This window comes from Flammeovirga aprica JL-4 (genome assembly GCF_012844305.1).
GTDB lineage: Bacteria > Bacteroidota > Bacteroidia > Cytophagales > Flammeovirgaceae > Flammeovirga > Flammeovirga aprica.
On the sequence record NZ_JABANE010000099.1, the window covers coordinates 1 to 19,696 of the forward strand.

At 36.8% G+C, this 19,696-nt stretch carries 8 protein-coding genes; 2 read left to right on the forward strand and 6 right to left on the reverse strand.

Going from position 1 to position 19,696, the window contains the following annotated elements; all coding sequences use genetic code 11:
* Positions 1-192: 192 nt before the first annotated feature.
* From HHU12_RS26015 to HHU12_RS26040, 6 genes are all read right to left on the reverse strand, one after another.
* Positions 193-1,446 (reverse strand): outer membrane beta-barrel protein, encoded by a 1,254-nt coding sequence (locus HHU12_RS26015; RefSeq protein ID WP_169659666.1) that lies wholly within the window; start codon positions 1,444-1,446, stop codon positions 193-195.
* Between the two features lie 262 nt (positions 1,447-1,708).
* Positions 1,709-5,578 carry a hybrid sensor histidine kinase/response regulator transcription factor gene (locus HHU12_RS26020; protein WP_205959994.1) on the reverse strand — a complete coding sequence of 1,290 codons (3,870 nt, stop codon included), beginning with the start codon at positions 5,576-5,578 and terminating at the stop codon, positions 1,709-1,711.
* 305 nt (positions 5,579-5,883) lie between these two features.
* Entirely contained in the window at positions 5,884-7,701 is a 1,818-nt protein-coding gene (locus HHU12_RS26025) for a hypothetical protein (RefSeq protein WP_169659668.1), read from the reverse strand.
* Between the two features lie 11 nt (positions 7,702-7,712).
* Complete coding sequence (locus HHU12_RS26030; protein WP_169659669.1) at positions 7,713-10,475, reverse strand: sulfatase-like hydrolase/transferase; 2,763 nt, start codon at positions 10,473-10,475, stop codon at positions 7,713-7,715.
* A gap of 12 nt (positions 10,476-10,487) precedes the next feature.
* Positions 10,488-12,032, reverse strand: a complete 1,545-nt coding sequence (locus tag HHU12_RS26035; protein ID WP_169659670.1) for a RagB/SusD family nutrient uptake outer membrane protein — start codon at positions 12,030-12,032, stop codon at positions 10,488-10,490.
* A 10-nt stretch (positions 12,033-12,042) separates the two neighbouring features.
* Positions 12,043-15,207 carry a SusC/RagA family TonB-linked outer membrane protein gene (locus HHU12_RS26040; protein WP_169659671.1) on the reverse strand — a complete coding sequence of 1,055 codons (3,165 nt, stop codon included), beginning with the start codon at positions 15,205-15,207 and terminating at the stop codon, positions 12,043-12,045.
* A gap of 444 nt (positions 15,208-15,651) precedes the next feature.
* On the opposite strand from HHU12_RS26040, the gene HHU12_RS26045 reads away from it, so the two are divergent.
* Together HHU12_RS26045 and HHU12_RS26050 are read left to right on the forward strand one after the other, a co-directional pair.
* Positions 15,652-18,057 carry a glycoside hydrolase family 3 N-terminal domain-containing protein gene (locus HHU12_RS26045; RefSeq protein WP_205959995.1) on the forward strand — a complete coding sequence of 802 codons (2,406 nt, stop codon included), beginning with the start codon at positions 15,652-15,654 and terminating at the stop codon, positions 18,055-18,057.
* Between the two features lie 225 nt (positions 18,058-18,282).
* Positions 18,283-19,695 (forward strand): sulfatase, encoded by a 1,413-nt coding sequence (locus HHU12_RS26050; RefSeq protein ID WP_169659672.1) that lies wholly within the window; start codon positions 18,283-18,285, stop codon positions 19,693-19,695.
* The last annotated feature ends 1 nt before the right edge of the window (position 19,696 follow it).

Genomic DNA, 19,696 nt, shown 5'->3' on the forward strand with positions numbered 1-19,696 from the left:
CAAGTATAACATCTAAAGGTCACATTATTAACTACTTACAGAAATAGTGTAGTGAGACACGCTTTTACATACATAGTTGATAATGTGTTTTTTATTGTTTTCAAGTGTCAAACTCAAGAAGAAGTTTTTAATAAAAAAACACCTTAATCGGAATTAAGATGTTTTAAGGATAAGTACTGAAACTACTATTTTTTAGAATTGATAGGAGACTAGCAATCCAATTCTTGTTGTACTTGATTTAGGTCTTGAAGCATCAGCTAAACCATTGTTCCACTCAAAACGGTTTTCAAAACTGATGCGGTTTATTGAAAAGCCATATCCAAAAACTCCTCCTAGAAGATATGATTTTGTACCTTTAAAAATGTCTGTAGGTTCACTTCCATTCTCTACTCTTGTTCTTTCTGCCTTAGCATTTAGGATAAAGTTGTTGCAAATTCCGGCATTTAAGAAGATTTTAAACTGTTTTTGATTATAGACTTTATATCTCAATAAATTGGTTAATTGTATCATAGAAGCACTCAGGTCATAATCATAAAATCGTGAAGAACTAATTGTATTTCCAAGTTTTACTTGTGCATTATGTTCATAAGAAGAATAACCAAGTTCATTGTATAATGTGAACCTTTGTAAGTGAATTTGAGGGCTTATTTCAAATGACAAACCAAATGTATATGAAGTAGATGAACCCATATCAATATCAGAATTAGATCCTGTGCTTGCAATACTAATGTTCGTAAAGTTTACTCCAGCTGTTACTCCAATATTGATCTTTGTTTTTTCATCAGGTGCTTTATAAGTTTCTTTTAGGTTTTTATTTTCAACTTTATGAATGTCATAATACTTTTCAAAAACGCTCATTAAATCCATTTTTTTATAGGCCGTTTTTGAAAGTATATTATTTACCCATTTTTCATTATCGAAGAATAATAAAAGCTGTCCTCTATAATGATTTAATTCTTTTTGGTAGTCTTTCCCGTCTTTTACAACAAATACTTTTTTGTATTTCAAAAGCTCTATGTTGCTGTTTTGATTACTGATATAAAAGTTTTCCACTCCCTGTTTATTGGCGAGTCCATAAAGGGATTTGGGGCCATCGATTAAGACCTCAAGAAAAACGGTATCTTTTTCTATTTTGAATCCATTTTGATTTTTCCAGTGGTCATTAGAATAGTGGCTAACTTCAATATCTACAATTTTAGAGATATACTTTTTATTATTGACATTGAAACTCTTTAAATCATCAGTAGTCAACTTTACTTTTTCATCTTGTTCATTTTCTTTGAAATGAATAAACCTAGGTGTTCTTCCCCAGTCTTTAAAATCAATAAACCCTTTTACATCAGTGCCGTCTTTTTTCTCTATGGAAGCAGGGGTGTAGTTGCTTTGTCCAAAAGAAAAGGTAGTGTATAAAATGCTGATGAATAGGATTGAATAAAATTTGCTCATTTGTTTGTTTTTGAATAGCATGATGCTACAGGTTTTAGTTTAAAAGAGTGTTTCAGTGAAAAGGTAGTTGAAAAGCTATCCAAGAAACACATGTATATTAATTAAATTGTTTGCCTTCAATTGATTAAAAAGTAGAGTACACTAATCTTTATTTAGCATCAAAATTAGTTTTTTATTCTTACATAACCATGAAATGAAATGTGTATTATTCTTTTAAAATGAATTGTGCACCTAAGTTCAAACTTTGGTGCACAATTTTATATTAACAATGTTGCTTAAACTCACTAGGACTTTCTCCAAACTGTTTCTTAAACACGGTAGAGAAATATTTTGGATCAGAATAACCGCTTTCATAGGCAATTGTACTGATACTCTCATCGGATTCCATTAACATCTTCTTGGCGTGATTGAGACGTTTGGTTTGAATGTATTCTTTAGGTGAAAGATCGGTGAGTGCCTTTATTTTTCGATATAAAACGGGCCTACTCATCCCTATGTCTTTACAGATTTCAGAGACATTGTAATTAGAGTCCGTCAAGTTGGTTTCAATTAGCTGTTTGAATTCGGTGAGGAATTTACTGTCAATTGTTTCTTCTACTACAGGCTGTACTTTGACAGGTTCATCCTCATGAATTTGCTTTCTGTACAACTGACTTAGTGCCTTTCTATTTTCAATCAGACTGATGATTCTATATTTCAGCATTCTGATGTCAAAAGGTTTGATCACATAGTGGTCCGCACCGTGCATATAACCTTCCGCTTTGTACATAGAGGCGTTAAGTGCCGTCAACATAATGATTGGAAGGTGGGAAGTGGCTACATTGCTTTTGATTTGATTGCAAAGCTCATAACCGTTCATCACAGGCATCATCACATCTGATAGTACTAGATGGAAATCGTTTTCTAGTAGAGCATTAAAACATTCCTTGCCATTTTCAAAGACCTCGACTTCAAAACTGTCAGAAAGGGAGGTTTTGATAAATGCTCTCAACTCTTCATTATCTTCCGCTACCGCAATTCTATAATCGTATTTCTCCTTGTCTTTTTCCACAAACTCATCACCATAATGTGATATTTCTTGAGGAACGGCATCATTTCTCATGCCTTTTACTTTCAATGGAAGCTCTAAGAAGAAAGTGGTTTGTTTGTTCTCTTCACTTTCAAAGAAGAGTTTGCCGTGCATCATGGAAGTGTACTTGTAAGAAAGTACCAAACCAATTCCACTTCCAATTTTCTTATTCTTAATTACATTTTCAGCTCTGTAAAAACGCTTGAAAATGTGTTTTTGATTGCCTTTCGGAATTCCTAAACCATGATCAGTAATAGAGAACTTGATTTGATCTTCCACTTTTTTGATGTCAATAAAGATCTTATCGTTTTCCTTAGAATATTTGATAGCATTGGAGACCAAGTTATAGATGATTTTCTCCATCTTATCAAAATCTAATTCTACCATGATTTTCTCTTTGGAAGAATCAATTTGTACTTCAATGTTTTTCTTCTGTAATAATGGATCGAAGTCACGGATCAGCACTTTGATGAGGTGAACAATATCAAACTCTTTGACAACCAATTCTTCATTGACTTGATTGATGCGCTCGTAATCCAATAATTGTGTGATACGCTTATTCAGTCTTGTGAGATTGCTACGGATCATACCAATTAATCGAGTGGCTGAAGCATCTAAATCTGTATCTTCTTCCAGCTTTTGAAGCGGACCTTGTATTAATGTCAGCGGTGTTCTCAGTTCATGGGCAATCTCAGCAAAAACCGTATTTCTAGCTTGTAAATGCTTTTGTTGAATATAATCTGCATACGATTTGTAAATCAACCAAAGTAAGATCAGCACGCCAATCGTGTATAAAACTTTGGCCCATGTAGTCGCCCAAATAGGAGGTGCTACGGAAATGATTAAACTTCGTGCTACTTCCTCTCTAGTGTTTCTACCAGAATACATTTTGATTTTTAGCTCATAACTTCCATAAGGGAGGTTTTGATAATTGATCTCCTGAAGCGTACTTTTTTTGCTATAATTGTCTTCATAACCTTCTAGTTTCCAGCTAAAAAAGTTAGGATCGTCTCTGTATTCTGGAGAAATGACATTGAGTGAAAAACCACGGTCAGGGTGATTGAGCACTACTTCTTCCACAAGATTGATGTCTTTGTCCAGCATTTTGGAATTCAGTGCTGTGATATCTTTACCATCAACGGTAAGGTGATTGAAAGTGATTTTTGGAGCAGTGGTAATGTTTTCTTCAAAGTGAAGGGGAAACTGGTAAAACCCATCATATGACCCCAGAATAATATTGTTGTTATTCAAAATAGATGCTCCTTGGTGAGATTCAAACTTTTGAAGTGGTTCGTGGATATCCGATATTTTTCCTTTGTTGTAATGGAAAGTGAATAGCCCGTTGTCACCAATGATTACATACTTATTTAAATCCGTTTTCAAGATCTGTTTGATTCGTCTTGGCAATAGGTTTCTCTGATTATCTTGAATAGGAGAGATTTTCTTTTTCACCACATCAAAGATCAGCACACCTTTTGATTCAGTTCCCAACATAAAACTCTTATCATCAATTGGCATAATTGCACTGACTGAAAGGTTGGGTGATTTGATGATTTGTTTCGGCTTTTCTTGGTCTATTTCATAAATTCCTTCATGATTGGCCACATACATTTTTCCTTGCTGTGGACTATAATAAATATACGATGTACTGCTCAGTGGATGTTTGCTAAACTGCTGATCAATGATATTCATACCGAACACAGTTCCTTTCACCAGTCTAAACCACAGTTTATCTCCGTATAACTCCAGCTGAAGGATAAACTTACAATTGTAGTGCTGTTCTCCCACTTGGAAATTCTTAATGGATTTCAGCACTTTGAAGTTTTTACCATCCAAGTAAAACAGACCAAAACCATAACTCGACACCCAGAAGTTGTGATGTCTATCTTCTACAATATTGTTGACGACAAAACTTTCATTACGGTCAAATGTTTTGATAAAATGATTGGGTCTTAAATATCTTTTCTTCCCGTTTTTATCTTTGATGACCATTCCTTTATTGGTGCCTAAAAGGATTCTTTTCTTAGAATCTTTAAAAGAACTGTAGCCATGATCCGCAATCATGTTGGGATCGGGGTCGGTATTGATTTTTCTTAAATAAGGTTTGTGAGGGTTGTGGAGGAAAAGCCCTTTTCCATAAGTGGCAATCCATAATCTTTGATGCTGATCCACAGTCAGACTATTAATTGGCAGTCCATTGATGGCTTTTAGATTCGTACCGCTGACTTCATGTCCATCATGATCAAACACCATAATGCCATGTCCGTCTGTACCTGCAATAATCTTATTTTTATAAGTACTGAACTTACTGATTTTATAGTCTACATTTTTCTTGATATGCTGGATTTTATTGTCTTTGATCAAGTAAATACCTTTGTTGTAAGTACCTACCCAAACGGCATTGTCAGAACTTTTATATAGACATGTGATACCAGCACCTTTTAGATTAATACCATACAGTTGAAACTCTTTGGCTTCCCCTCTTTTAATGATTTGAAGACCGTTAGGACTCGCAATCAAAAGCCCTTGGGTACCGTATGGAGTGGTGGCTGTAATTCTCTTTTTCAGGAATATTTTTTTGAATGCATTTTTTTTAGGGTTCCATCTTACTAGCATTTGCCAAGAAAGAAAGTAGTAATAGCCATTATGTTCTATGATAGAAGTATAAGCTCTTTTGTTATTGATGTCTGTGATTTCAAAAGGCTCAAAAGAATCAATTTCAGGATTGTAAGTGTACAGTCCAAATTGACAAAAGACCCATAGTTTTTTGACTTGGTCAATGTACAGCCCTGAATTGTGTTTATAGAAAATTATGTCATCGCCAGCAGGGTTTTTAATGGTATAGTTTTTAAAGTTTTTCCCATCGAAACGTTGAATTCCATTGGGGGAAATGATCCATGTGAAATCATCCTGATCATTGGCAATATCATAGACAATATGACTACTTAGTCCGTCTTGAACATTGTAATTGTCAAAAAGCAAGTTCTCATCCCATTGTGCAAAAGCAATGAAAGTATTGATAAAAAGGATAAAAAAAGTAAGTAATATTCTCTTCAAATTCATGGAGTAGGTAATTGATAGTCGTTAAAATCAATAAGTATTCAATCTCTGTTAGTAAAGTTAGTATTTAAGTAAAAGGAATCAACGAATCGGTTGATTTAATTGCTACTAACACCATTTTCTATAGTGTTAAGCGAAAGAGGTATTAATGAAGAATTAAGAATGTAGAATGAAGAAAAAATGGTTCTTAATGTTAAAGTAGTTTGTGAGAACATTGTAATCTATGTCCACACGAACCACAACACGGACCACCTATTCTTCATTCTTCACTCTTAATTCTTCATTCTTAATTCTTCATTCTTATCTCATTATTCTACCACTGCGTCATACTTTGTATATGCCGTAACAACAATTTTGTTGAAGCCGAATGTATGACCCGTTTTGAAGCTTTCAGGAATTTCAGTCATATCCTTATGTGCCAACCAAGCAATATTCACTTTGTTGTTGACGAGGTATTTAGCATCAATTTCTAAAAGACCAGAAGCTTCATAAGGACCGTTGTCAATATCAGTTCCTACTCTTGAAATATTGGCATTGCTATCTTTCTCCCAAGCAAAATCATGGATAGCTTCACTGCCATTATAATCTGCATTGTAGTTGACAGAGAAGTAATTTTCAGTGTATTCATCAGTATCTCTTAAGTCTTTGTTTACACCGTTGTCAAAAGAAACAGTGGCTCTACGGATATTATCTACCGTATAACTTACCGCTATATAAGACCATCTTGTATAATCACCTGACCAAATATTGGCTTGTGCTCTACAATATTCTCTTGAAGCTGTAGTGTTCCAAGTTGCCCCACTTCTTTCATCATCATTGATCACCACTTGCTGACGGATATAATCAGCTTTCAATGCATCACTTGTCATATCATCTTCCAAAAGAATTTGTGCTTTTGTTTCAATAACGATTTGCGTCAGTGTAGTCAATGGCGTATCACCGTGGCTTGGCGTGTTGACATTGATGTCAATAGTATAAGTGGCATCTGCAAAGTTTTGCTCTTCCGCAATTGTAATAGAACCCGTTTCAGAATCGAAAGTCATGCCTTCTGGCAATACTGTAGTCAGTGTCACTACTGCATTTCTAGGAAGAGAATACAACTCTGGAGTGAAAGTATAGCCCGTCCAAGGTGAAAGCGTTACCTTGTTTTCTGCATAGGAGATTTCAGGGTTGATTTGAGCAACAATTTCAACTGTAATTGCTTCTTCAAAAGTGAAAGCCTGACCGTCTACTGTTGCAATAACATCTACCTTATACTCACCCACAGCATTGTTGTGGTTTTCTGGTAAAGAAATGACTGCATTTTCATCAATTGCAAGGCTGTTCAATGTCAGATCACCTTGTACTTTCAGTTCATAAGTGGCACCGTCTAAGAATTCTTTCACAGTTGGCGTCGCTTGAATGCTGTAATCTCCTTGAATCTTAAAGAAATTAGGCTGATATACTAATTCAGGAGCACCGTAGATTTTTACCTTAGCTACTTCCGTTAATGTAGTTTCACCACCTTCTGTCAATACTTTTACAGCAACATCATATTCTCCAGCTTCCATAAAACTTACTTTAGAGATATGTCCATTTGAAGCATCAATAGAAAGTCCTTTGTCTGAATTGACTAACTCATAAGATACAACAGCGTTAGCTTCTCCAAAGAAGGCACTGTCTAAATGAAGCACTTCACCTTCGAAATTTCTTTCATAAGAAGGTTGAGGAGTGGAGTAAAACAGTTCGCCTGTCACTTGAGTAATACCCATTGACCAAGCCTTTTCATGTATCGTTTTTCCACTTACCGTAAAAGTGGCAATGTTGGCGTGATACGTTGCTTCTTGATCTAAAAGAGAAGCATCTCTTACGCTGATAATACCTGTTTTCTTATCAATAGCTACATTATTGATCTGCGAGCTGTCTCCTTTGTCATTGTAAAACTCTTCGATGGCAAAAGAAACGCCGTATTTGTTTTCAAAAACAGGTTCTGGAGAAATCATGTCTTCTAATGGATAGAAAACACTAGCATCATAGTGTACAGAATCTAAATACTCTGTTTCTATGGTTCTGAGAGGGTCTTGCTTTTCACAACCTATGATCATGAAAAACAGGCTTATGAATGCGAAATATATAAGTTGTTTCATTTCAGTACTTTTTAGTTTGTGAGATCCTTAAGTTTTACTTTGATGTCGTTTTGACTGTCCTCTGCTTCGAATAATTTAGAGTAGGTCTTTCCATTTTGAGTGATCGTCACTTTATAAGTTCCTTTAAAACCTCTGAAGGCTACTTTTCCTTTTTTGTCGGCATTTGCTTCTAAAGAAGTAGACCATTCATTTATTTTCTTTGCCCACACTTTCGCTTCTGCTCTTGGGTTGGCATCAAGGTCAAAAAATGCTTTTCGGTCTTCACCAAAAGGTGTCCAAACATAAAAACCTTCCACTTGAGGGTGAGAGAAGTAAACCGTCATTGCTTCCTCAGTGATTTGGGCTCTGTCTGCTTCTGTAAATTTCTGATAAGGAGAATCTACAATTTCAAACTCGGTGCCTAGCATAGGAAGTCCAAAAGAAGCGAACTTTTCTAGTCTAGCGTATAAGTCTTCAGGCTTGATGTGTTGCTTCATTCTTGATTGAAAACCCAAAGCCTCTAAAGGGGCGTTGACCGCCAAGATGTCTTCAATCACTTTATAATGGAATTGAATATTTTTATCCGCCACTTTATAAGGAGCAGAGATGACTTTATTTTCATTCAAGTAGAATTTCACTTGCTTGTTCTTTCTTACTTTATCAGCATATTCAAACCAGTAAGCCCACGTGTTCTGCTTTGTCAAGTCTTGCACCGCATGACATTCTCTTGGCTCATTCAAAACATCCCATTCCATTACATCATACTCCGTTAAACCATATTTTACATAGTTTTCCAATTGTTGGATTAACGTAGCCGTATCCGTTTCATTCACGTATTGCTGAATGTTTTTTGGCATGTTCTTCGTCTTCTCCCAAACCAATGCATGACCTCTCAATGGAATATTATTTTCCTTTAAGAAAGGAGCGATTTCTTGATGACGTTTATCGTAAAGTCTTTTATGTTTGATTTTGAAGGCATTTTCATAACCGGCATTTTCAAACAATGAAAGGAAGGCTTCTTGGTATTTTTCCTTTTTTTCTGAAGTAAATAATTGCGTATTGATCACTCCTCCAAAACGGAATTGATGTCTCACCTGTTCAATCTTCACTTTACCATTAAAAGGCTTTCCTTTTTTATCCAAAACAGTCAGTTTCACATCCCCTTTTCTATGCTCTTCAATTCTTGCTTCAGCTTCAATTCTCCAATCCGCCTTTTTACCATTTACAGCACCAAAACTATGAGAATGATAAGCTCTGTCATTTTTGAAAAACTCCATAAACAGATCTCTCATCTCATCTAGTTTTTGCTTGTAAGCTTTGTCTTTCGCAAGGTTTCTAGTCTCTAAAGGGTCCGCTTTGTAATCATACAATTCCTCCGCTTTCAGTGTACACCCTTCTAGCGTTTTCTTCAATCGAGGATTACCATCATACCAAGCAGTATATCTGATATTTCCAGACTTTAAAGAGTATCCGTTGATCTTTCCTCTTGCAATTTGCGTCATTGCATATTTTTTGATCGTCTTCTCACTGCCATCCAATAGCGGTTTTAAACTTTTACCAGACAAACCTTCAGTAGGAACAGGAAGTCCAGCCATATCAGCCAAAGTAGGGTAGATGTCGACAAACTCAGTGACACTGCTTACTTGCTTCACCGTTTTTTGAGAAGGATCAACAATGATCATTGGCGAACGTGTAGCTTGCTCAAAGTTAGAGTGCTTGTTCCATAATAAGTGATCTCCCAAGTGCCATCCGTGATCACCCCAAAGGATGATGATCGTATTTTTGTCCAGTTTATTTTCTTCCAATTGAGTAATCAATCGGCCTACCAAAGCATCTACATAAGAAGTAGCCGCATAGTAACCGTGAATTAACTGACGCTGTCCTTTTTCTGAAATTTTGACAACACCGTCAGCCTCACTGATATCTAAACCTTCCGTTTTATAACCTTGAAGCTCACTTGAATTATGATATGCTTTCTCATAACCACCTTCCACTTTTTGTTGGAATTTGGCTAAAGGAACTTCATTTTCATTATACAAATCCCAGTATTTTGTTGGCGCTGCAAAAGGTAAGTGAGGACGTTTGTAACCTACCGCTAAAAAGAAAGGTTGGTCTTGTTTTGCCAATGCTTTGATGTAAGCCTCACCTTGTTTTGTGATGGCACCATCGATATAAGCATCATCTGAAACATCTGCTTTTTCGAAAGCAGGTTTAAAACGCTCTTGTACCCACTTGTTGATTTTCTTTTTCTCAATGCCTTTTGCTTCTGCTTCTTTTCTCAGTGCTCTTACCCTTTTTACATTTTCAGGGTTTTGATAATAAGAAAGGGCAGGGGCTTGCTTCCCTTCAGGGTATCTTAATTGATTTGGCAACGTGTACTCTGTCCAAGACTGTTGATCTTGTTGTTTATCAACGCTTCTAGGATCATAAATTTTACCCACACCATACGTCAAATAACCATTGTTTTTGAAGTATTGAGGTAAAGTCACCACATCAGGGCGTTGCTTTCTGATTTTTGTTTTCAGATCCCAAACCTTTACAATATCCGGTCTTAAACCTGTCATCAAACTGGCTCTTGAAGGGCCACAAACTGCCTGCTGACAATGGTTGTTTAAGAATACAGTTCCTTTATCCGCCAATCGATCCATATTGGGTGTTTTAGCGTAATCATCACCAAAAGCACCAATAGTGGGTTTCAAATCATCGATAGCGATAAAAAGAACATTTTTTTTATTCTGACTGTACCCCGTGGAGAGTACAGTCAGAAGAAATAAGCTTAAAAAATACTTTTTCATGTTAATCATGGCTTAGTAGCCAGGGTTTTGATCGTCAGCATTAATTTCCAAGTTGGTGTTGATTTCTGCCATTGGAATTGGAAGCAACATCGCTTTTTCAGGATTTTCATAAAGAAGATCAAAATCCTGAAAACCGTCTTCTGCAATTCTGTTGTTGTGTACATCAATCACCTCCGTTTTGAAGTAGTCTAAACCTCTTCGTCTATTTCTATACCAAGCACCGCCTTCACCAAGCAATTCGTACTGGTATTCTCTCATAATTCTTTGTCTGAACTCATCCTGTGATAAACCTGCCCAGTTTTCTGGAGCAATACCATCACCACCCGCAGAGTTTCTAGCTCTAGAAATCACTTCATTGACATAAATTTCAGCCGCCGCAGGGCCATCTACTTCATTCGTGATTTCTGCCAGCATCAATAACAACTCACCATAACGCATCACTACAAAGTTGGCGTCTGAATAAGGTGTAGGTGTTTTAGGATCAGTAATCCAGTGTTTCGCCACAAAAGGGAAAGCTCTTGCTTTTGAAGTTCTTGCCGCTAGAGGATAGATTTTTTGCTCTCCAGCTTCTGAACCATCCGCGTTGTATTTCATGTAATTGTACATAACAGTTGCTTCAAAACGAGGGTCGTTAGGATATTGAGTCTGATGAGCATCAATTACTTCAGGATTCAACATAATTCTACCCCAAGACTGTCCAATAAATGCATTACTCGGTGTGTGTAAACGGATCACATTTCCGCTGTTGGCTTGGTTATATTGAATTTCAAAAATAGACTCTGAATTGTTATTTCTGCTACCAGACTCCCATAAAGAATTGAAGTCACTCACTAGCGTATATTTACCATATACTTTCAAAGCTTCTTCTTTGGCCATTTCCCAATACGGAGAACCGCTTCCTTCATTGCCCGCCAATGTCATATAAACTTGAGCTAGAAGCATGTTTGCCGCTTCTTTTGCAGGTCTGCCAATAGTTTGAAGACCATTTTCATACAGATTTGCTTCCGCAATTTTCAAGTCATCAATAATCACAGTATAGATACTGTCAGTTGCCACTCTAGGAGCATGCAATGTTTCACTGTCTACACTTTCTAATCTCAACGGTATATCACCGTATAATCTCACCAAATTGAAATACACTAATGCTCTCAAAAAGTGTGTCTGCCCCAGTTCATTCAAAACGGTTTCAGAAGGCTCTGCTTGAAACTCCTTTATACCTTGGATCGTTGAATTTGCTCTGTTGATGGAAGTGTAAGAAGATTTCCAAACGTTTTCAACAAAAGTAAGGTTAGGCAAGGGGTTTAATGAAGCAATACCATTTTGATCCTGGTTTCTGCTGGACTGAAACATACCAGAGTGGAAGTTGGTCAGCTGAATTAAATCAGAACTGTAATACGTAAAACCTGCAACGGAAGAGTAAATACCATTCACTGCTGTTTTTACGCCTTCATCTGTGATAAAAAGATTTTCATCACTCAAAAATGGAGGGTCCTCTTTATAACAACTCGAAGTTGCAATAAGTAAGGAGGCTAAGAATAGGATTAATCTATTTTTCATAAGAATTGATTTAGAAAGTGACATTAAGACCTAATGAAAATGATCTCGCGTTAGGGAAAGAGTTCCAATCAACGCCCATGATGCTTCCATCGCCCATGAATGTTGTCAATTCAGGATCGTAACCAGAGTAATTTGTCAAAGTGAATAAGTTTCTTCCTGCAAAGAAAATATTCATACGCTCAATACTTCCTGATTTTAAAGGAACATCATAACCGATCGTCAGGTTGGATAACCTCACATAGCTTCCGTCTTCTACAATGCGGTCTGTGAATACCGTAGGATCGTTGTGTCCTAATCGTGGAGAAGTGGCATTAGTGTCACCCGGTCTCCATGCATTGTAATACGCTTCCGGTCTTACATTTTTGTTGGTTTGGTAAGCATCTGTTTCAATTAGAAGGTTACCATTAACAATATCGTTTCCATACGCTCCTGTAAACAAGGCACTCACTGTAAGGTTTTTGTAAGTGATTTTTGTGTTGAAACCAAAAGTGAAGGTTGGGTTTGGATTACCAATGATAGTCATGTCGTTAGTATCGATATTTCCGTCTCCATTTTGATCAACAAAAGCGATGTCTCCAGCTTGAGGAGTGTTGCCGTTTACAGTAGGACCATTTGCTGCCGCTTCATCTGATTGGTAAATACCATTGGTTTTATAACCCCAGAACGCACCTACAGCTTGTCCTTTCATAAAGATATTGGCAGGTTGCTTGAAATAAGTTCCTGAAGAAATATTGTTACCTAAATAATAAGAAGCCATTTGCTCTTGACCATTGATGTAAACAGGAGCTTCAGGGATACCTAAATCCAATACTTTCGTTCTTACGAATGAAATATTACCACCTACAGTGATCGTCCAGTCTTTCTTCGCATAAGCCACAGTTTCCAACATCAAGTCAATACCTTTGTTTTCAATAGAACCTCTGTTGGTTAGGTAAGCCGTAAATCCTGTTGATGGCGGAATTTGAATTTGCTGTAATAAATCATCCGTTGTTTTATAGTAAGCGTCGATCGATCCGTAGATCTTGCCACCAAGGAAACCAAAGTCTAAACCAACGTTAGTTTGTTGTGTTGTTTCCCATTTCAAATTAGGATTGGCAATGTTGTTTGGTCCTGCACCAATCAGAATGTTGTTATTATAATCAGTGTAATAAACAATACCGTAGTTGTTGAAAGTCTGGTATGGCGTAATACCTTGGTTACCCGTCAGACCCCAAGAACCTCTTAATTTTAGGTTAGAAACGATATCGCTTGCCTTCAGGAAAGTTTCTTCAGAGATGTGCCATGCCGCCGCCGCTGAAGGGAAGTAACCAAACTGATTTTGTTCTTTGAATTTTGAAGAACCATCAGCCCTCATTGTTGCTGTCACTGTATATCTATTATCATATGTATAAGTAACTCTACCTAATCCAGAAAGCAACTGTTCTGTACTTGTCAACTCTGTGTAAGGTCTTACGATTGTCTGTCCTAAATGCGGAGCTCTTGCTTTTAGTGAATGAACAGGGAAGTTTTCAGATTCTGAATTACTTTGTGTGCTCGTAATTCCATCCACTACAAAACCAACAACAGCATCTACTCTATGCTTCTTATTGAATTTTTTATTGAACATCAATAAGTTGTCAATCGTATAAGAGTAGCGGTTCAAACCAGAGACACCTAAAGCACCATTTGTTTGACTACCTTTTTGAGTGTCTTTTCCATACCAGATCGAACGGTCTTTGCTTCTGTAGTTCGTACCTGCTCTCACTTGGTATTTGAAGTGTTTACTAAACGAATACGTAGCATTTAATGATGCAAATAGTTTTAATTCATTCGTAAGATCTTCGTAATCTTGGATAAAAGAAAGTGGGCTTGATAAACCGATGTCTGAGATAGAAGCATCATTTTCATAAATCGGTTGAAAGTTCACTACAGATTTAGTAAATGAACGGCTACTTCCTCCTTTAGAACCACTTTGAGCAAATTGACCCTGAGAATAGAAAGCTGACATTCTTGCATCTACTTTTAATTTATCAGTCAGGTTGCTTTGAAGGTTCATTCTCAAATCACCACTTTTCATGTTAGAGTTCTCTACAATACCATTCAAGTCATTAAAACCACCTGAGATGTAGTATTTCGTTTTGTCAGAACCACCAGAAGCAGATAGCTGTGCCATTGTGCTTACACCAGGCTGATAGATTTCATCTTGCCAATTGACCTGTGTTAGAGGATTGGTATTTACATTTCCATTTTCGATGGCATAGATATTTCCACCTTCCAAGTGATATTTTGGTTGTAAACCTTTTAATATGGCTACTTCGTTGGTCATTTGAGCGTAAGCAGGAGCATCAAGTACATCTATTTTCTTCGAAAGAGTTGCTACTTCAGTACTCACAAAAGCATTGATTTTGGCCGCACCTTTACTACCTTTTTTAGTGGTGATCAAAACCACACCATTAGCACCTCTTGAACCATAAATAGCCGTAGCAGAAGCATCTTTCAATACTTCAATGGATTCAATATCTCTTGGGTTGATCCCCGCTAAACCGTTATGTACACCTTGATCCTCGTTGCCATCAGAAAAAGCACTGTTCGTATCTTCACCAGCAGAACTGATTACAATACCATCCACAATATAAAGAGGTTCGTTGTTGCCACGAAGTGAATTCACACCTCTAATTTTTACGCTGATACCACCGCCAGGCTGACCAAGGTTGCTTGTTACTTGCACACCGGCCATTCTACCTTGAAGTAAACCATCTACGCTTTGATATTGTCTTACTACATCATCTGATTCCTTCAATTGGGAAACAGCACCTGTCATGTCACTGGCATTTTGACTGCCATAACCTACTACCACGATTTCATCGAGTAGTTCTAAATCTTCTTTAAGTGTCACCTCTAGATTGTGGAGAGAAGTATCGAAAGCATCTACTTCAATTCTTTGCGTTTTCATTCCAATAAAAGAAAAAACGAGTGTCGTTCCTCTTTCAAGCTGGATTTTGAACTTGCCATTAAAATCAGTTTTTACTCCTTTTCTAGTTTCTCTATCGTAAATATTAACTCCGGGTAAAGAAATACCGTTTTCATCTTTTACTATACCTTCTACTGTATAGCTTTCTTGATTTTGTGCAAAAGAGAAGTTAAAAGTATAGAAAAACAAAATTAGAGTTGAGAGTATAAATTTATACTGCTTCATATTCGTATTTGTTTTACAGCAGACCTATTATATAAGGACTACTGAGAGTATCTTTAGTTATTAAAAAAATATATCAGATCATGCTGATAATTTGTAGTTAATAATGAGTTTAGCGTCTGAACTCATACATTAATAAGTGATCATTTCATTCCATTTCGTAGTATCTTTTCATTCCAAAATTACTGTTTTTTAATTAAACTTTATTAATCCATTATGTTAATGTTCTACTGCAATATTATAAAGTGTACTTCAAACGCTAGTATGAGGAATAGTTCCGGGAGGTTTGAAAATAGTTCAATGTTTAAAAATCAACTTAAAACACTATTTATCAATAACTAATGATGGAAGTGTGTGATTCTTCAACCCATGGGTAAGAACTTTTCTCAAAGTATTAAGAATTATTTCTGAACCTACTTATAGGGAATAATCAAGAGCTTTGTGAACATGAATTATTATTTTTTTGGTGAGACTATGAAAAGATTAATGACAGGTATTGTCATTCTGGCAATGGCATATGGTATGGTATCATGCGAGACGAGAGCTAGCAACGATCAACCAATTTACAAGAGCAGCGAGGTAGCTGTAAAAGATAGAGTAGCAGACTTAATGTCTAGAATGACGCTAGAGGAAAAAGTAGCGCAGATGGCACAATATGTTGGTTTAGAACATATGAAAAAGGCAGAGGAAGATCTGTCGCCAGAAGAGTTACATAACAATGATGCGTTAGGTTTTTACCCTGGTTTACATTCTTCAGATATTGCAAAAATGACTGAGGAAGGTAAAATCGGTTCTTTTTTACATGTTATTTCAGCTAAGGAGGCAAATCACCTTCAAGGTTTAGCAATGAAATCACGTTTACAGATTCCTTTATTAATAGGTATCGACGCGATTCATGGTAATGGCTTAAATTATGGAGCAACGATCTATCCTACACCAATTGGTTTGGCAAGTACTTTTGAAGAGGAATTGTCATACAGAGTAGGAAAAGAGACGGCAAAAGAAATGAGAGCTACGGGTTCTCACTGGGCATTTACTCCCAATATTGATATTGCAAGAGATGCTCGTTGGGGGCGTGTAGGTGAAACATTTGGTGAAGATCCTTACCTAGTAGGTAATATGGGTGTGGAAATGATCAAAGGTTTCCAGCAAGATGATTTTACAGGTGCTGAAAAAGTAATTGCTTGTGCGAAACACCTTATAGGTGGTGGTGAGCCATTAAACGGTACAAACGCTTCTCCATTAGACCTTTCTATGCGATCTATCCGTGAAGTGCATTTACCTCCTTATAGAAGAGCAGTGCAAGAAGCAAATGTGTTCTCTATTATGACAGCACATAACGAAGTTAACGGTATTCCTTGTCACTCTAGTAAAGAGTTTATGACAGACATTGTGAGAAAGGAATATGGATTTGAAGGTTTCTATGTGTCGGATTGGATGGATATTGAGCGTATTCATACATTACACGGTCAAGCTGAGAGTTTAGATCACGCTTTCCGAATGTCAGTGAATAATGGTATGGATATGCACATGCACGGTCCTAAGTTTACAGAATCAATTGTTGAAGCAGTAGAGAAAGGAATCGTTCCTGAAGAAAGAGTAGATGATGCGGTGGCGAAGATCTTGGAAGTAAAATTCCGTTTAGGTCTTTTCGAAAACCCTTATGTATTAGAGGAAAAAGCAGAAGAAGTCGTTTTCAATCAAGAACACCAAGCAACAGCTTTAGAGATTGCAAGAAAGTCGATTGTGTTGTTAAAGAACGATGGTATTTTACCTTTACCGAAAAATAAATACAAAAAAGTATTTATCACTGGACCAAACGCTAACAACGAAACAATTTTGGGTGACTGGCACTGGTATCAGCCGGAAGATAGAATCATAACGGTGAAAGAAGGTTTAGAGGCAGTAGCAAAAGACAAAGGTTTTGAGTTGGATTATTATAACAGTGGTGAAATCATTGGTAAAACAACAGACAAAGCGATTTCTACAGCAGCATCGAAAGCTTCTAAGGCAGATATTGCCATTGTAGTAGTAGGTGAGAACTCGTTACGTTATGATTGGAAAAACAAGACTTGTGGAGAAAATACAGATAGAGCACACATCAATCTTCCTGGTCGTCAGTTAGAATTGATCAAAGCGATTAAGAAGACTGGAACGCCTGTAGTAGCAGTATTAGTAAACGGTAGACCAATTGGTGAAGAGTGGTTAGAAGATAACATGAGCGCAGTGTTAGAAGCATGGGAACCAGGTAGTTTTGGTGGTCAGGCGATTACTGAAATCTTATTTGGTGATGTGAACCCAACGGCAAAATTACCAATCACTGTGCCTCGTACAGTAGGTCAAGTTAAACTATATTATAATCACAAGCCTTCGCATTACTTCCATAAGTATAAGTTTACGAACAAAGATCCATTATATGCATTCGGTTTTGGTTTGTCTTATACACAATATGAAATTGGAAATGTAGCTTTAGATAAATCAAAAATCAAAGGTGATGATACATTTACAGTGACTTGTGGTGTGAAAAACGTTGGTAAAGAAGACGGTGAAGAAACGGTACAAGTATATATCAGAGATGATTATTCATCAGTTACTCGTCCGGTGAAAGAATTAAAAGCGTATAAAAAAGTAGCTTTAAAGGCAGGGGAATCAAAATCGGTATCGTTTGAATTAACGACTCAAGATTTGGCTTTCTTTGATCAAAATATGGAATGGGGTGTAGAAAAAGGAGCATTCACTATTATGGTAGGTAACTCTTCAAGAGATAAAGACCTGAAGAAAGTGAAGCTAGAAGTAAGTGAAACGAAGAAGTTGAACTTAAACGACTACAAACCTAATTATCCATCGTTATAACCGTAGGGGCAGACCTATATGTCTGCCCACTGTTGGTTATTTGTTGATATTTTTATAGGGTAATTATGTATATTTAAACTTGCCTAATTTTGAACAAAAAACGTGGTGACGAATAGATACTAATACATGGATTGATTCATGGGGTGATCTTGATTTTAAACACGGGTAGAAACGTGATTTGATACACGGGTAGACACGTAGGTCTACCTCAACAAAATAAACGAAATGAAATATATTTATAACATTATTCTTCTATTACTCTTCAGTAATGTACTATGTGCTCAGGAGAAAAAGAACGTCTTGATATTCTTGGTAGATGATCTAGGCTATTTTGATATTTCCCATCATGATGCAGATTTTTATGAAACCCCTAACATTGATCAGTTAGCTCAAGAAGGAGTTGATTTTACCAATGCATACGTGGCACACCCAAGGTGTTTGCCTTCAAGATATGCTTTGCAAACAGGACGTTATCCAGCAAGAGCGGGCATTCCTGCCAAAAATGAAAATACGATCAAGGGCAAGAAGTTTTATGACAACGAAAAAACAATCGGTCAGGCTTTTAAGGACCAAGGATATCATACGTATTTTGCTGGGAAATGGCATTTGGGTCATGAAGAAGATGAATGGCCTCACAATAAAGGATATGATATTAATGTAGCAGGGTGCGCTGCAGGCGCTCCTCAGTCTTATTTCTATCCTTATAATGTGCCTAAGAATCCAAAGAAAATTGGTAAAGGACATGGTAAAATCATTGGGTTGGATGAAGGTGAAGAAGGAGAATATTTAACGGATCGTCTGACGGATGAAACCATTAAGTTTTTGGATGCTGATCACAATGGAAAACCATTTTTTGCCGTATTGAGCCACTATGGCGTACACACTCCTTTTCAAGCGAAAAAAGAAGACATTAAAAAATATAAAACGAAGTTAGAGGGGATGAAATTTGAAGGTCCTGAGTATACTAAACAGGATGGTATGATGAAAATGCATCAAAACAACCCTGTTTACGGTGCAATGGTGGCTTCAGTAGATGAAAGTTTAGGAAAAATTGTGGAGGCTTTGAAAGCGAAAGGAATGTATGAGAATACAATTATTGTATTTACTTCTGATCATGGCGGATTATCCAATAGAGGCTTAAACAGTAATAGAGATTTGGCGACTTCAAACCTTCCTTTAAGAGCTGGAAAAGGACATACTTATGAAGGTGGAACAAAAGTACCGTTGATTTTTGGTGGTGCTAAAATCTCTAAGCACAATGTAGTCGATCAAGTGACAACCAACACTGATTTATACCCTACATTGCTGGATCTTTGTGGATTAAACCTTTATCCTACAGAGCATTTAGACGGCATTAGCATTAAAAATAATATCAAAAAAGGAAAGTCAGTGGATCGAACTATTTTCTGGCATTCGCCGAAGGCAAGACCGAACTCTACGGGTGATATCCATGTTACTGTAGCGAGAGATGGTGATTTCAAAATGATGTATTTCTATAAAGAAGAACGTTATGAGTTATACAATTTGAAGAATGATCCATACGAAACAAAAAACATCTATAATGCCAATGACCCTAAGTCAAAACAAATGGCTCAGATGATCACTACTTGGATTGCCGAAACAAAAGCCGCTATCTAAC

What these genes read in the sequence shown, in the direction of transcription:
- HHU12_RS26015 (WP_169659666.1), bottom strand. Translation starts at nt 1,446, where the DNA reads ATGAGCAAATTTTATTCAATCCTATTCATCAGCATTTTATACACTACC.
- HHU12_RS26020 (WP_205959994.1), bottom strand. Translation starts at nt 5,578, where the DNA reads ATGAATTTGAAGAGAATATTACTTACTTTTTTTATCCTTTTTATCAAT.
- HHU12_RS26025 (WP_169659668.1), bottom strand. Translation starts at nt 7,701, where the DNA reads ATGAAACAACTTATATATTTCGCATTCATAAGCCTGTTTTTCATGATC.
- HHU12_RS26030 (WP_169659669.1), bottom strand. Translation starts at nt 10,475, where the DNA reads ATGAAAAAGTATTTTTTAAGCTTATTTCTTCTGACTGTACTCTCCACG.
- HHU12_RS26035 (WP_169659670.1), bottom strand. Translation starts at nt 12,032, where the DNA reads ATGAAAAATAGATTAATCCTATTCTTAGCCTCCTTACTTATTGCAACT.
- HHU12_RS26040 (WP_169659671.1), bottom strand. Translation starts at nt 15,207, where the DNA reads ATGAAGCAGTATAAATTTATACTCTCAACTCTAATTTTGTTTTTCTAT.
- HHU12_RS26045 (WP_205959995.1), top strand. Translation starts at nt 15,652, where the DNA reads ATGAATTATTATTTTTTTGGTGAGACTATGAAAAGATTAATGACAGGT.
- HHU12_RS26050 (WP_169659672.1), top strand. Translation starts at nt 18,283, where the DNA reads ATGAAATATATTTATAACATTATTCTTCTATTACTCTTCAGTAATGTA.